The following is a 14,286-nucleotide window of genomic DNA, read 5'->3' as shown; positions in this document are numbered from 1 at the left end:
ATGTAAAAAATTGTACTGCTAAAAACGTTCATAATACTATTAGTTCCGAATTAAGGAACTAATGTTTTGAAACTTAAAACAATTTTAGCACAATTAGATTTTTCTGAATAGAGACTATTTTGGGATTGCTATATTTTCCAGTAAGGCATATTTTGACTTGTAATTTGTTTTTAGAGAATTATAATTATTACTATAATTCATTTTTAGGAACTGAAGTACCGCATTTCGAAACTAGAGGAGCTGTTTTTGTGCCCAATCAACAGATAAAAGCCACCATGAAACCATTGGGAGATTCTGCATTAATCGTACAGCTTGGAGAAGGTATGGATCCGGCAATTCACGAAAAAGTTAAAAATCTTTCAGAACTATTAACAAATAATCCATTTGAAGGATTTATTGAATTGGTACCTGCTTACAATAATATAACCGTTTATTACAATCCATATACTGTACATATGTCACAAATGGGTACATCAACTGCTTTTTTAAAAGTATGTACGCATATGAATCATTTAGTGGAGCAAATCAAGATCAATAAAAATGAAAGTCCAAGGCTTGTCTCTATACCTGTATGTTATGGTGGGGAATTTGGTCCTGATTTAGAAAATGTTGCCCAGTATAATAAGATGACTCCGGAAGAGGTCATTCGAATTCACTCTGAAAGTGAATGTTTAGTTTATATGTTAGGTTTTGCTCCTGGGTTCCCATTTATGGGGGGAATGGATACACGCATTGCAACACCTCGCAAAGAAACACCTAGATTAACCATACCGCCTGGATCCGTAGGAATTGCTGGTAAACAGACTGGAATTTATCCATTGGAAACTCCTGGCGGATGGCAAATTATCGGAAGAACCCCACTAGATTTGTTTCTTCCACAAATGTCTCCTCCAACTTTACTTCAATCAGGAGATATAATTAAATTTACACCTATTTCTCCTAGTAAATACTTAGAGTATAAGGAGATGAAACAATGAATATAAAAGTACTACATTCAGGACTGCTAACAACAGTTCAAGACATCGGGAGATATGGTTCCCAAAAATATGGAGTTATTGTTAGTGGTGCAATGGATAGCTATTCTTTACGCCTTGCCAATATTTTAGTTGGAAACAAAGAGAACGAAGCTGCACTGGAAATAACATTATACGGAACAACTCTTCAGTTTGAAGAAGATACGTTAATCGCCATTACAGGAGGCGATTTTCTTACTACGATTGATGGAATAATTGCCCCTTTATGGCGCCCTGTGCTCATAAAGAAAAATTCTATCTTAAAGTTCAATTCTGCGATTAAAGGAAGTAGAGCTTATGTCGCTTTCGCAGGCGGCATAGATACCCCCAAAATTATGGGTAGCAAAAGTACATATCTCCGGGCAAATATTGGCGGATTTGAAGGTAGAGCTCTGCAAAAAGGAGATTCGCTAAACATTGGTGAGAAAAGTAAAATTAGTGAAGCACTTCTTAAACAACTAGATGATAAGAATGTCTCTTGGTCCATTAATTTCAATGATCTATTAAATTTCCAACAAGATCTAATCATTCGTGTACTAAAAGGGACAGAGTTTGATCGGTTCGATAAAGAGAGCCAACAAACATTTTTTCAAGAACCCTATACATTAACAGTTCAATCCGACCGCATGGGATATCGCATAGAAGGCCCTTCTATTTCACTCTCGGAAAAATTCGAGCTATTATCAGAAGGGGTTACATTTGGAACAATTCAGATTCCTCCTAATGGTCAACCTATCATTCTAATGGCAGACAGACAAACTACTGGAGGTTATCCTAAATTTGGACAAGTAATTACTGCCGACTTACCAAGTCTGGCACAACTCCAACCAAGAGCAACAATCCGATTTAAGGAGGTCACACTGCTAGAAGCTGAAACTGTTTTAGTACAAAATGAACAGTTCATAAATAACTTAAAAACTGCTATACACTACAAGTTGTTTCATTAATCAAAAAAGTCCTCTAATAATATTAATTAGTGGACTTCAGACTGCAGACAAACCTCGATTTTGGGTGCATAGAGTTATTTATCAAATTCGGCAAGGACCACCACTTCGCTTTCCGTGGGCTTGGCTTCAGCCTCGGGCCAACATGAAGTTGGTCATGAAGGCGTTGCCGCAGGACGCGGCGTTCTTTGCCTTCCTTCCTCAAGCGTTCCTGCGGGGTCTTCAGCTCAAGCTGTACCCACAGGAGTCTTCGTGGTGGTCCTTGCTTTTAAACACTTCCTTATAGATATCCACTATATTTACTATTAATTGGATAAAGCAACCTCTTTTGGAAGATTTATTATTCATAACCGTTTATTAAAATACTTTTGCCGTCAACCTGAAGTCCTCTAATCATTTTAGAGGACTTTTTCTTATCTATGGTAGCCTAGTTTTCCGGAAATCTCATTTGCAGCAGCAATTACTTTTTTAGAAAAAATTGCTACATTTTCATTTTGATAATTTGCATCAATTCCAGCGATACTAATTCCAGCAATCACTTCCCCTTTAAAATTTAAAATAGGTGCTGCAATTGCTGATGTATGATTTTCTAACTCTGAATGACTAATAGTATAGCCGATAGTTCTTGCTTCTTGAATACTCTCCAACAATTGATCTTTGTTTTTAATCGTCCCTAGCGCGAAAGGTTTTAATTCCACATTATTTAAATAACTATCGATTTCATCATCTTGTAAAAATGACAATAATACACGCGAACAAGCCCCAGCATATAATGGACTTCTTCTTCCGATCGCCGTATATAAACGGACTTTTTGATAAATATCAACTTTTTCAATATAAATAGCTTCATCGCCTTGCTTAACAATTAAATTAATCGCTTCTTTTAACTCTTTATGTAATTCTTGCATAATAGGATAGGCAATTTGTCGAATATCCAATCTCGATGAAACGAGATTTCCATAAGTAAGAAATAGCAAACCTAAACGATATTTAGAATCATCTCCTTTTTCAATAAAACCCATTTCCTCTAAAGTTAGGAGCATTCTATAAACAGATGTTTTAGGAATACTCGATAGTTCTATGATATCTTGAAATGTCAGCGCAGCATTCTCAATAAATAAGTTTAAAATATCCATTGAACGAACAACAGTTTTATTTTTCATATACTCTCCTTTATTTTATTATTTGTTTTTCTAAAGCTAAGAAGCTCCTTGTTCCCTCGATAATTAACGAGAAAAATACTTAACCCTACCATTACCAATCCAATAAGAAGCAAATAAGTAATAGGTTCGCCTAAAAAAGCAGCCCCTAAAAAGACGGCAATAATTGGCACAAGAAAAGTGAAAGCACCAACTTTACTTGCCTCCCCTTCATTAATCAGCTTGTAATAAATAATATAAGCAATTGGAACTCCAAAAATCGCACCATAACTTATTCCCAATAAATATGTACCGTTCCATATAATATCCGACCATTTTTCAACAATGGTCCCGGTCCCTATTAAAAACCCACCACCAATAATTGATTGTAAAGAAACCATCCAATACGCGTCTAATCGATGACTTACTTTTTTTACGTAAATCACTCCAAAAGCCCAACATACAGCAGTAAGCAATCCTAAAGCAACTCCTATTACAGAAACATGAAAAGTTAAACCATCCAAACTAACGACGACAATTCCGAGGAAACCAATGAATAAACCGATTATTTTAACAGCAGTCATCTGTTCTCCTAACCAAATCCAAGCTAACAAACCTAGTAAAACAGGTTGAAAATAGACTAGAATAGAAAACAACCCACCTGGCAAATAATTCAGCCCAACTGTCTGGATCCCAAAAAATAAAACCGTATTAAAAAAAGCAGTAATACAATACAAACGCCAATTTTCGCGCCAATTAATCTTATCCCGTCTCTTCCACAATATAATTGCTAGTAAACATCCACCAATAAAAGCACGCAATCCGGCAAACAATAATGGCGGAGTGTACGGTACTGCAGATTTATAAATTGGCCAACTGGCACCCCATAAAAAAACAAGAAATAATAGTGCAACTGTTGAATTTGAGAATAATTTATGCAAGTTCACAACTTCCCTTCAGTACAAAACCAACTCTTTACTTCCACTATACACCCAAAAAATAAATCAGCCTACTAGAAATTCCAAGGAAAATTAAGAATTATATAATGAATATAGAATTTTCGTAATTTAGTGTGTTAAAATGAACTAATACTTAGTGACTTATTAATTGGAGGTTGGCATCAATATTATGCAAGTAGCAAACACGAAATCCGTTCAGGTAGAAAATGTACTGATTGCACATCAATTTTTAAAGGATGTAGTTGTACATACCCCTTTGCAAAAAAACGATTATTTATCAGAAAAATATGGAGCGACCGTTTACATTAAACGAGAAGATTTACAACATGTCCGCTCATTTAAACTAAGAGGCGCCTATTACAAAATTAAGACGATTGAACAAGAGGCCCGAGAAAAAGGAGTCGTTTGTGCAAGCGCGGGAAATCACGCACAAGGTGTTGCTTATGCATGTGCTCATTTACGAATATCCGCTAACATTTTCATGCCCTTAACAACACCAAAGCAAAAAATAGACCAAGTGCGAATGTTCGGTCGTGAATATGTAGAGATTACGCTTGCTGGAGATACTTTTGATGACTCTGCAGCTAGTGCAACAGCTTTTGCAGAAGCGGAAAATCAGATTTTTATCCACCCATTCGATGATCTCGACATTATCGCAGGTCAAGGAACAGTTGCGATAGAAATTATGAATGATATCGAAGAACCAATAGATTTTGTGTTTGGAAGTATTGGTGGTGGCGGATTAATAGCTGGACTTTCTACTTATATAAAAAATGTCTCCCCTCTTACGAAAATAATCGGTGTTGAACCGGCCGGAGCGGCAAGTATGAAAGCTGCTTTTGACAATTTAGGACCAGTCGTTCTTGATAAAATTGATAAGTTTGTAGATGGGGCCGCTGTACAATGTGCCGGAAATTTAACTTACGAAACTTGTAAAAAATACGTAGATAATATCATTCTTGTACCTGAGGGAAAAGTTTGCACAACTATTTTAGATTTATACAATAAACACGCGATTATCGCAGAACCAGCCGGAGCTTTGCCAATTGCCGCACTCGATTTTTATAAAGAGGAAATCAAAGGAAAATCCGTTGTATGTGTCATTAGTGGCGGTAATAATGATATTGGAAGAATGCAAGAAATTAAAGAAAAATCACTCTTGTACGAAGGTTTACTCTACTATTTTATCGTGAACTTTCCTCAAAGAGCAGGTGCACTTCGCCAATTTTTAGATAAAGTGCTTGGACCAGAAGATGATGTTACGACATTTGAATACACAAAGAAAAACAATAAAGAAAGCGGTCCTGCACTTGTAGGAATCGAATTAAAACATAAAGAAGACTATCATGGACTTATTTCTCGATTAACTGAGAATGGATTTTCGTACAAAGAAATCAATAAAGATAGCACATTATTTGGTCTGCTAATTTAATCTTTTAAAAGCAAATAGCTTGTTATACCAACGATTCATCACTTGATTTATGGGTAAAGTAATTAGTATTAGATAATAATTATTAAAATATCATTTCATTTCTAGCAATATTTCTACCAGTTTGATATAATCATTATTGAATGATAAAGATTCTAATCTAGGAGGAATTATTAATGTCAGAAAACCAAAACAACAACAAATTGACGACTGCAGCAGGCGCACCTGTAGTAGACAACCAAAACTCGATGTCCGCTGGTAAAAGAGGTCCTCTTTTACTACAAGACATTTGGTTGATAGAAAAACTAGCACACTTTGATAGAGAAGTAATTCCTGAGCGTCGTATGCATGCAAAAGGTTCTGCTGCATATGGTAAATTCACAGTAACAAATGATATTACAAAATATACAAAAGCAGCAATATTCTCAGAGGTTGGAAAAGAAACAGAAATGTTCGTACGTTTCTCTACGGTAGCTGGTGAACGTGGAGCAGCTGATGCGGAACGTGATATTCGTGGATTCTCTATGCGTTTCTACACAGAACAGGGAAACTGGGATTTAGTTGGAAACAACACACCTGTATTCTTCTTCCGTGATCCACTTAACTTCCCAGATTTAAACCATGCTGTTAAACGTGACCCAAAAACAAATATGCGTAGTGCAAATAATAACTGGGATTTCTGGACTAGTCTTCCTGAAGCACTTCACCAAGTTACAATCGTTATGAGTGACCGTGGTATTCCAGCTTCTTACCGTAATATGCACGGTTTTGGTAGCCATACATTCAGCATGATTAACGCAGATAATGAGCGTGTTTGGGTTAAATTCCATATGCGTTCTCAACAACCAATTGAGAATCTAACAGACCAAGAAGCGGAAGTACTAGTTGGGAAAGACCGTGAAAGTCACCAACGTGATCTTTTCGAAAATATCGAACAAGGAAACTTCCCTAAATGGAAAATGTACATCCAAGTGATGACAGAAGAACAAGCAAAAAATCACCCTGACAATCCATTCGATTTAACAAAAGTTTGGTATAAAGGAGATTATCCATTAATCGAAGTTGGAGAATGGGAATTGAACCGTAACCCTGAAAACTACTTTGCAGAAGTAGAACAAGCAGCATTTACACCTGCAAACGTAGTACCAGGTATTAGCTTCTCACCTGACAGAATGCTACAAGGACGTTTGTTCTCATATGGGGATGCACAACGCTACCGTCTAGGTGTTAACCACCACCAAATTCCAGTTAACCAACCAAAATGCCCAGTTCACTCTTTCCATAGAGACGGAGCAATGCGTACAGATGGTAACTTAGGTGGAACACTTCACTACGAACCAAACACTTATGGTCAATGGAAATCACAACCAGAATTTAAAGATCCAGCGTTAGCACTTGATGGTGGAGCAGATATTTATGATTTCCATGAAGATGATAGTAACTACTTTGAACAACCAGGTAAATTATTTAATTTAATGAGCCCTGAGCAACAACAATTATTATTCGAAAACACTGGAAGAAACATGCAAGGCGTAGACAAACATATTCAACTTCGTCATATCACTCATTGCTATAAAGCAGATCCTGCTTATGGTAAAGGTGTAGCAGATGCATTGGATATTCCATGGGGCGAAGTAGAAGCAGCTTTAGCTTTTGCTGACTAATACGAAATACATCTAATTGCACCGCATTTTGCGGTGCTTTTTGTTTCATCAAATAAAATAGCCTAGCTCAAAATGAACTAGGATATTTCTGTAGTATTTTCATTTATATCTATTAGTCGTATAAGATAAATCCACCATAAGTTTACAGCATGGGTTTAATGAATCTGGTTTTAATGATGGATTGGTAAATAAATCTCTACTTCTTCCTCACCATTTTCTATAGGATGATAGACCTCAACAATATGAGATTCTAAATCTCTGTTATACCCTTGCTCATCTGCCCATTTTAATAATCGGGTATGTAGGTTATCGATATTAATTATTTCCCCCCTAGTCGTGATATAGGATTGAGTAATTTCGATATAATCCATCCCAACTGGAACTTCTTTTAGATTCTCATTAACAATTACTCCTACATAAAAGTGACCTTCCAGGTGGTTAGCTTCCCTTTTAGGTTCGAAAAGAGCTATTTCAATACCCGAATGATTTTCAACCTCATCTAAACGAGTTAGAAAGTGCTGAGCAAGTTTTGGAACTTCGGTACCATAATTAACAAAAGCTCCAGCGCCTTTTACTCCTACAACTCTAAAGATTTTTTTAACCTTTTTACAATCCATAATTATCCCCCCAAAGACTTTTATAACGACTTAATATTACAATTCTCTTTTAATTGATTAAATTCCTTCCAATGCAATTTATTTTTATTTTACTAAGCTACCCTTCGTGTAAAGATGGTAAAGTATAACCTGATAGACTAGCAAGCTTCTAGAGGCAAAGTAAAGAAAAAGGTTAAACTATAACTCGCTCATCGTGAGTATATCAATCAACATCAATGGCAATGGAATATTTATATTTTCTTGAGCACAAAAGGGCAAATTGAAGCTGAGGTACAAGCACAATTGCAAAGAATCTTCAACTTACTATAAAGTGTATTCGGTATTTAGTTAGAAAACTTGAGAACTACAAGCTCCTCTATTCCAACCTACGTATTAAATAATCCTGCCCTATAGTTCAATATAAATTTGCATCTTTCTTTATTTCAGCAAAAAAAAAACGACTTCTAAATTGTCCTGCAATTTAGAAGTCGTTAATGAACCATTTAGAATTAGCTATACTCTTTTTTTATACGGACAACAAAGTACGATCACTCGTTAATTTTTCCCCGCGAATCCGTTGGAACTCATCCATGAGTTTCTCGATCGTTAGATCCTTCTTCTCTTCTTCTCCGACCTCTAAAATGATTTGCCCTTTATCCATCATGATTAGTCGATTTCCAAGATCTAATGCTTGTTGCATATTATGTGTAACCATCAGTGTTGTTAATTGATCTTTTTCTACAAGCTGTTTTGTTAAATTTGTTATTAATTCGGCTCTAGATGGATCTAACGCAGCTGTATGTTCATCTAATAATAATATGGAAGGTTTTGTAAAAGTAGCCATCAAAAGCGAGAGTGCTTGCCTTTCCCCACCAGACAAAAGGCCGACCTTTGCATTTAATCGATTTTCTAAATTTAAATGCAGCATCTCAAGAGATTGTAGAAAGTACTCTTTTCTTTGCTTATCTACCCCACTTTTCAAGCCGCGTTTCTTATTTCTTGAAAAAGCAATTGCTAAATTTTCTTCAATCGTCATCGTTGGAGCTGTGCCTGCCATAGGATCCTGAAAAACTCGACCTATCAGCTGAGAACGTTTAAATTCTGGTAATCTAGTTACATCTTTGCCATCGATTATGATTTCTCCAAAATCAGGGGTAAGCGCTCCTGAAATCATATTTAACATCGTTGATTTCCCAGCACCATTACTACCAATAACCGTGACAAAATCGCCTGCTTTTAGCTCAAGATTTATATGATCTAGCGCAATTTTTTCATCAGCTGTCGCTTCATTAAAAATTTTATTGATCGCATGTAATTTAAGCAAGGTTTTTCCCCTCCTGCTCTGTTACAATGGTGGAACTTGCTACTCTTTCCGCATGCCGTTTTGCTTTTCTACTTTTCTCTCGGCGTTTGTCAAAGTAATTCGGCAGTACTAAGGCAATAATTACGATAAACGCTGTGATTAGTTTCATATCTCCTGTATCTAGCAAATCGATTCGGAGTGCTAACGCAAGAATTATACGATAAATAATCGCCCCTGCAATTACCGCAAGTGTTGTTCGAACGATTGATTTTGTTCCAAATATTGCTTCCCCAATAATTACAGACGCTAAGCCAATGACAATCATTCCAATACCCATTCCGATATCCGCAAACTTCGCATACTGCGCGATTAATGCGCCAGAAAATGCTACAAGTGCATTGGAAATCCCGAGTCCAACAATGACTAAATTATCCGTATTCGCCGAAAAACTACGAATCATTTTTTTGTTATCGCCAGTTGCACGAATGGCTAATCCAACCTCTGTTTTCAAAAACCAATCGAAAATCAATTTAATAAGAACGACTAAAATCGCTACAACAAATACAGTTCCCCATGTGGAAGGCAAAAAGTTCACGCCAATACCGCTTAAAAAACTATTAATCGCTTCATCAATACCTAAATTCCCCCACCATCCGTAAAATTGACTAAATAATGTGTCCGAATTTAGTAAGGGAATATTTGGTCTACCAATCGAATTTTCTACTGTAAACCCCATGATCCGTAAGTTAATCGAATATAAAGCAATCATCATTAAAATTCCGGCCAATAAAGGGTTAATCTTCCCTTTCGTGTGTAACAAACCAGTTATACATCCTGCAATAAAACCTGCTACAATCGCTACGAGCGTTGCAATAGCCGGATGATATCCTAATACAATCATCATCGCTGCAGTAGCAGCACCCGTAACAAAACTACCGTCGACCGTTAAATCAGGAAAATCTAACACTCGGAATGTTAAGTACACTCCGAGTGCCATAATTGCGTAGATGATTCCTTGCTCAACTGATCCAAAAATAGCTGCAAACATAAAGAATCAAACTCCTATCTATTCAGCAAATTCCGCTTTCCACTCATCTTTTACTTCAATTCCAAGTGTTTCCACTGTGTCTTTATTAAGAACAAATCGTAAATTTTGTGGATATTGAACTGATAAATCTGCTGGAGTACTTTCACCATTTAATATTTTTACTGCCATTTGGCCAGCTTCGTAGCCAATATCAAAGTATTCGAACCCGTAAGCCCCAAGACCACCTCGTTTTACTGAGTCAAATTCTCCTACCATCATTGGAAGTTTGTTGTCATTAGCTACAGAGATAACGGATTCAAGTGCAGAAACTACCGTGTTATCTGTAATAATATATAATGAATCTACTTTTCCAATTAACGATTCAGTAGCCTGCTTTACTTCCGCTGAAGTGGAAACAGATGCTTCTACCACATTTAATCCAACAGCACTCATTTGTTCTTTCACCGCGTCTACTTGCGCACGTGAATTTTGTTCTCCAGAATTAAATACCATTCCAACATCTTTCGCGCCAAGTTCATCTTTTAAAAATGCAATTGTACTTGGAATCGCATCAGGTTGTGTATCAACCGTTCCAGTTACATTACCACCTGGTTTTTCCATTGATTGTACTAATTCTGCGCTAACTGCATCTGTTACAGAGGTAAAAACGATTGGAATATCTTTTGTCACACTCGCAACTGCTTGAGCGCTTGGAGTGGAGTTTGCAAAAATAAGGTCGACTCCTGAACTTACTAAGTTATTCGCAATAGTTGTATTTGAACTATTATCATTTTGAGCGTTTTGCACATCATACTCTACATCCATGCCTGCATCTTCTAAAGCTTTTTTGAACCCGTCATATGCAGCATTTAACGATGGATGCTCGACAATTTGTGTTACTCCTATTTTAAATGTTTTTGTGTCTTCTTTTGCATTGGTTTCAGGGCTTTCCTCACTCTTTGCCCCACACGCTGCTAAAAATAATACTGCTGCAAATAAAATTAATGCTATCTTCTTCATCTCTATCATTACCCCCCTATTTCAATCGTCCACATCACCGATTCAACTCGTTAAAGTATGGATTTAAGGATATGTTACACTGCAATTGATTGATAGTCAATAACATTATGAATTATTTAATATTTTCCAATTAATAAAGAGTAAGGCATACACTTATACTTCATGGTTTTGCTTTGGACAAAGAAACGCATTTGCATCCATCTAACTAGAATAGGGACACTTTTTAGGGATAGCGCTTATTTTACCACTATGATTTTCGCTTCAGGCGGACGCTTTCCGCGGGCATGGCTTCAGCCTCCTCAGGCCAACAGGATGTTGGTCACGAAGGCGTTGCCTCACGAGGTGGCTCTCTTAGCCTTTGTTCCTATGTTTGCTCCTGCGGGGTCTTCAGCTCATGCTTTTCCCGCTGGAGTCGCCGCCCTTCCGCTCCAATCCACTGAGCTTATTAGCAAATCAGTATCGTTACCCTTAATCCAATCTTATATAGCATTTCCTATAAACAAGATCCAATAAATGGTTGAAAGAGACAGAATTCTCTTCGAAAGCTACAAGCTCATTAGAACGCTACAAACTTACTCATAGTAAAGCCTTAACTTATCATGAGATGCCATTTTCTAATTAGCTTTAATATATTGCTCAGGTAAATCATTATGTCACGAATATGCTTTGGAATAATACACGTAATTATATAATGTGCATAAAACTGATTCCATCTAAGTAACTGCTAGGAGGATGTTGATAAACCTGTCCTATTCAATTTAGCTATTGATTATTCAGCAAGCTCCATTGATTATAGCGGAAGGCGGCGACTCCTGCCGGTTGAGTGAGGAGATAAGACATCACAACGAACGCGGAGCGGCGGTGATGGCTTATCGCTCACCCGGCGGAAAGCGTCCGCCTGTAGCGAAAATCATAGCGGTACCACATTATTGCGCACTATTTACAAACTACGTCCTACAGTCTAGAACGATAGAATGAATGAGAAGGATTACGAAAAAGAAATAGCAGGTAATTCTAACTCAGCTCTCCCCCTCTATATAGAACTCTCGGAAGAGGTATTACTAAATATTCAAGACTAAAGTAATTGAAATACGTATATGAACACATTGCTGTAACTGATTATTTACATACTATTTACACTAACTAGATATTTTCGAACTATAATATAGATTGAACATTAACTGTTCATTTTAGGGGGAATTAGTAAAATGGCAATTGAAGATCATGATTATGGAGAATTATTTACCTATATATTAAAAGAGAGAGCAATCCAAACAGTCTTTCAACCTATTATTTCACTTCATAGTGGACAAATCTATGGTTACGAAGCGTTATCAAGAGGTCCTGCCAATACAGTATTGCAAAATCCGGAAATGTTATTTGATTATGCATTAAAAAATGGACAACTTTGGGAACTCGAAAACCTATGTAGAGCCAATGCTTTAAAATGCGCATATGAATTAAAAGCACAAGGAAAACTGTTCCTCAATGTAAATCCTAATATTATGAACGACTCTAAATTCAAGCAAGGATTTACAAAAGAGTATTTATCCAAATTTAAAATGGATGCAGATAGCATCGTTTTTGAAATTACCGAAAGAGAAGCGATCAACAATTTAAAAGATTTTATAAATACAATCGATCATTACAAAAACCAATTTTATCAAATTGCTGTAGATGACGTAGGAGCTGGGTATTCGGGTTTAAACGTCCTTACGGATGTGCACCCACATTATATGAAGTTGGATATGAAACTCATTCGTGATATCGATCGAGACCGCACGAAACAATTGTTAGTAAGCTCTTTAAGTGAATTCGCAAATTACTCTCAAATTAATATTATTGCTGAAGGGATCGAAACAAGGGATGAACTTCGCACATTAATCGATATCGGAGTGCATTTCGGACAAGGTTATTATATCCAAAAACCAGCCGCACAATTATATCCAGTTCGCGAGGAAGTTAAAACGACCATCAAAGCGGAAATTTCCAGAAAAAATCGCGTAAGTAGAAACCGTTTAACTGATACTTCCATTGAACAAATAGCCACTCCACTAAACACCATTTCTAGCCAAATGCCTATTTCCAAAGTAAGCACTTTAATGGAAGCAAACGATTTACTCCCTGGTTTTTGTATTCAAGATGGAAATAAATTGATCGGTGTCATAACAAGAAACAAACTGCATCTAAAGTTTAGCGGTCCATATGGATATAGTTTATACAATAAAAAACCAGTCTCAACGATTATGAGCCGTATCTATATGAAAGTAGACGCAGAAACGCCGATAGATGTAGTTGCAAAAATTGCAATGAAAAGAGATCCGCTCCATTTATATGATTTCATCACTGTTACGAAAGATGAGCAGTACTTCGGTGTCGTGACAGTAAAAGATCTTCTCGAGAAAAGTATGCAACTAGAAATAGACTATGCCAAACATTTAAATCCACTTTCCGAGTTGCCTGGTAATCTAATGATTGAGCAACAGTTACAAACCTGTATAGACGCGGATTCCGATATGACTGTACTATATTTCGATATAGATAATTTCAAACCTTATAATGATGTGTATGGATTCGAAAAAGGAGATAAAGTGATAATGCATTTTGCGGAGATAATTGAGAGCAGTTGCCCTCCTGATGGATTTGTAGGTCATATTGGTGGGGATGACTTCCTATTAATAACTGGTACTGCTAAAAGTAAGCAACTTTGCGAAAAAATTATTCAGCAATTTGATAAATCTGTTGAACAATTTTACCATGCACAAGATTTCCTAAAAGGACATATCATTTCCAAAAATCGTCACGGAATTGAGGAGTCTTTTCCACTTTTGACCATTTCAATCGCAGGTGTTTCAAACAAAAATACCCAAACAATCTATGAATTATCGGAGCTCGCGAGTCAACTCAAAAAACAATGTAAACAAATACCGGGTAGTACCTATATATTGCAAGAGCCAAGTGCTATTGTAACCATTTAGCTTTGTTCGTGCTATGATAGTAGTATACATAGTTAGTACGGAGGGAATCGTATGACAACCGTTTTTATAATTGGGGCCATTACGTTTATCGTTGTACTAGTGCTTAGCATCTATACGATTAATAAAGGTTATGCATACAAGCATACAATTGACGAACGGCCAACTGAACAGTACGAATCTAAAGAAAAAACGCATAGCCCATAAGGCTAATGCG

General features: G+C 36.6%; 12 protein-coding genes. 6 read left to right on the top strand and 6 right to left on the bottom strand.

Translation table 11 applies throughout. The features are described from left to right. Positions 1 to 248: 248 nt before the first annotated feature. Together pxpB and BMZ04_RS09110 are read left to right on the top strand one after the other, a co-directional pair. The gene (pxpB, locus tag BMZ04_RS09115) at positions 249 to 977 is read left to right on the top strand and encodes a 5-oxoprolinase subunit PxpB (RefSeq protein WP_093268409.1); all 729 of its coding nucleotides are present in this window, start codon (positions 249 to 251) and stop codon (positions 975 to 977) included. Further along, positions 974 to 1,960 carry a 5-oxoprolinase subunit C family protein gene (locus BMZ04_RS09110; protein WP_093268405.1) on the top strand — a complete coding sequence of 329 codons (987 nt, stop codon included), beginning with the start codon at positions 974 to 976 and terminating at the stop codon, positions 1,958 to 1,960. Before pxpB ends, BMZ04_RS09110 begins: the two co-directional genes overlap by 4 nt. A gap of 410 nt (positions 1,961 to 2,370) precedes the next feature. Here BMZ04_RS09110 and BMZ04_RS09105 read toward each other — a convergent pair whose 3' ends face one another. Together BMZ04_RS09105 and BMZ04_RS09100 are read right to left on the bottom strand one after the other, a co-directional pair. Further along, complete coding sequence (locus tag BMZ04_RS09105) at positions 2,371 to 3,120, bottom strand: IclR family transcriptional regulator (RefSeq protein WP_093268401.1); 750 nt, start codon at positions 3,118 to 3,120, stop codon at positions 2,371 to 2,373. Next, complete coding sequence (locus BMZ04_RS09100; protein ID WP_093268391.1) at positions 3,117 to 4,037, bottom strand: DMT family transporter; 921 nt, start codon at positions 4,035 to 4,037, stop codon at positions 3,117 to 3,119. The genes BMZ04_RS09105 and BMZ04_RS09100 overlap by 4 nt, the downstream gene beginning before the upstream one ends. A gap of 187 nt (positions 4,038 to 4,224) precedes the next feature. On the opposite strand from BMZ04_RS09100, the gene ilvA reads away from it, so the two are divergent. After that, on the top strand, positions 4,225 to 5,487 hold the full coding sequence (gene ilvA / locus BMZ04_RS09095; protein ID WP_093268386.1) for a threonine ammonia-lyase IlvA: 1,263 nt from the start codon (positions 4,225 to 4,227) through the stop codon (positions 5,485 to 5,487). Positions 5,488 to 5,660: 173 nt separating this feature from the next. Further along, positions 5,661 to 7,148, top strand: a complete 1,488-nt coding sequence (locus tag BMZ04_RS09090; RefSeq protein WP_093268382.1) for a catalase — start codon at positions 5,661 to 5,663, stop codon at positions 7,146 to 7,148. Between the two features lie 170 nt (positions 7,149 to 7,318). Here the strand turns inward: BMZ04_RS09090 and BMZ04_RS09085 are convergent, their stop codons facing one another. The 4 genes from BMZ04_RS09085 to BMZ04_RS09070 all read right to left on the bottom strand — a co-directional run bounded on the left by BMZ04_RS09085 (position 7,319) and on the right by BMZ04_RS09070 (position 11,094). Continuing rightward, positions 7,319 to 7,765: a GyrI-like domain-containing protein gene (locus BMZ04_RS09085; protein WP_093268377.1), complete on the bottom strand. Its 447-nt coding sequence runs from the start codon at positions 7,763 to 7,765 to the stop codon at positions 7,319 to 7,321. Between the two features lie 505 nt (positions 7,766 to 8,270). Then, complete coding sequence (locus tag BMZ04_RS09080) at positions 8,271 to 9,068, bottom strand: ABC transporter ATP-binding protein (protein ID WP_093268373.1); 798 nt, start codon at positions 9,066 to 9,068, stop codon at positions 8,271 to 8,273. Beyond that, the gene (locus tag BMZ04_RS09075; RefSeq protein ID WP_093268368.1) at positions 9,061 to 10,095 is read right to left on the bottom strand and encodes an ABC transporter permease; all 1,035 of its coding nucleotides are present in this window, start codon (positions 10,093 to 10,095) and stop codon (positions 9,061 to 9,063) included. The genes BMZ04_RS09080 and BMZ04_RS09075 overlap by 8 nt, the downstream gene beginning before the upstream one ends. 18 nt (positions 10,096 to 10,113) lie before the next feature. Next, on the bottom strand, positions 10,114 to 11,094 hold the full coding sequence (locus BMZ04_RS09070) for an ABC transporter substrate-binding protein (protein ID WP_093268364.1): 981 nt from the start codon (positions 11,092 to 11,094) through the stop codon (positions 10,114 to 10,116). Between the two features lie 1,208 nt (positions 11,095 to 12,302). Here BMZ04_RS09070 and BMZ04_RS09055 point away from each other — a divergent pair. Next, on the top strand, positions 12,303 to 14,072 hold the full coding sequence (locus BMZ04_RS09055) for a GGDEF domain-containing protein (RefSeq protein ID WP_093268352.1): 1,770 nt from the start codon (positions 12,303 to 12,305) through the stop codon (positions 14,070 to 14,072). A 51-nt stretch (positions 14,073 to 14,123) separates the two neighbouring features. Next, positions 14,124 to 14,276, top strand: a complete 153-nt coding sequence (gene ytzI / locus BMZ04_RS09050; protein WP_093268348.1) for a YtzI protein — start codon at positions 14,124 to 14,126, stop codon at positions 14,274 to 14,276. The last annotated feature ends 10 nt before the right edge of the window (positions 14,277 to 14,286 follow it).

Origin of the sequence: Psychrobacillus sp. OK032, from assembly GCF_900111345.1 — a bacterium.
In the GTDB taxonomy this organism is placed as follows: Bacteria; Bacillota; Bacilli; order Bacillales_A; family Planococcaceae; genus Psychrobacillus.
Note: the sequence above shows the minus strand (reverse complement) of the source record. Positions and strands in the feature narration are given on the sequence as shown.

Coding starts and splice junctions, on each gene's coding strand:
- BMZ04_RS09085 (WP_093268377.1), bottom strand. CDS start 7,765: ATGGATTGTAAAAAGGTTAAAAAAATCTTTAGAGTTGTAGGAGTAAAA.
- BMZ04_RS09105 (WP_093268401.1), bottom strand. CDS start 3,120: ATGAAAAATAAAACTGTTGTTCGTTCAATGGATATTTTAAACTTATTT.
- BMZ04_RS09075 (WP_093268368.1), bottom strand. CDS start 10,095: ATGTTTGCAGCTATTTTTGGATCAGTTGAGCAAGGAATCATCTACGCA.
- BMZ04_RS09090 (WP_093268382.1), top strand. CDS start 5,661: ATGTCAGAAAACCAAAACAACAACAAATTGACGACTGCAGCAGGCGCA.
- BMZ04_RS09070 (WP_093268364.1), bottom strand. CDS start 11,094: ATGAAGAAGATAGCATTAATTTTATTTGCAGCAGTATTATTTTTAGCA.
- BMZ04_RS09110 (WP_093268405.1), top strand. CDS start 974: ATGAATATAAAAGTACTACATTCAGGACTGCTAACAACAGTTCAAGAC.
- ilvA (WP_093268386.1), top strand. CDS start 4,225: ATGCAAGTAGCAAACACGAAATCCGTTCAGGTAGAAAATGTACTGATT.
- ytzI (WP_093268348.1), top strand. CDS start 14,124: ATGACAACCGTTTTTATAATTGGGGCCATTACGTTTATCGTTGTACTA.
- BMZ04_RS09055 (WP_093268352.1), top strand. CDS start 12,303: ATGGCAATTGAAGATCATGATTATGGAGAATTATTTACCTATATATTA.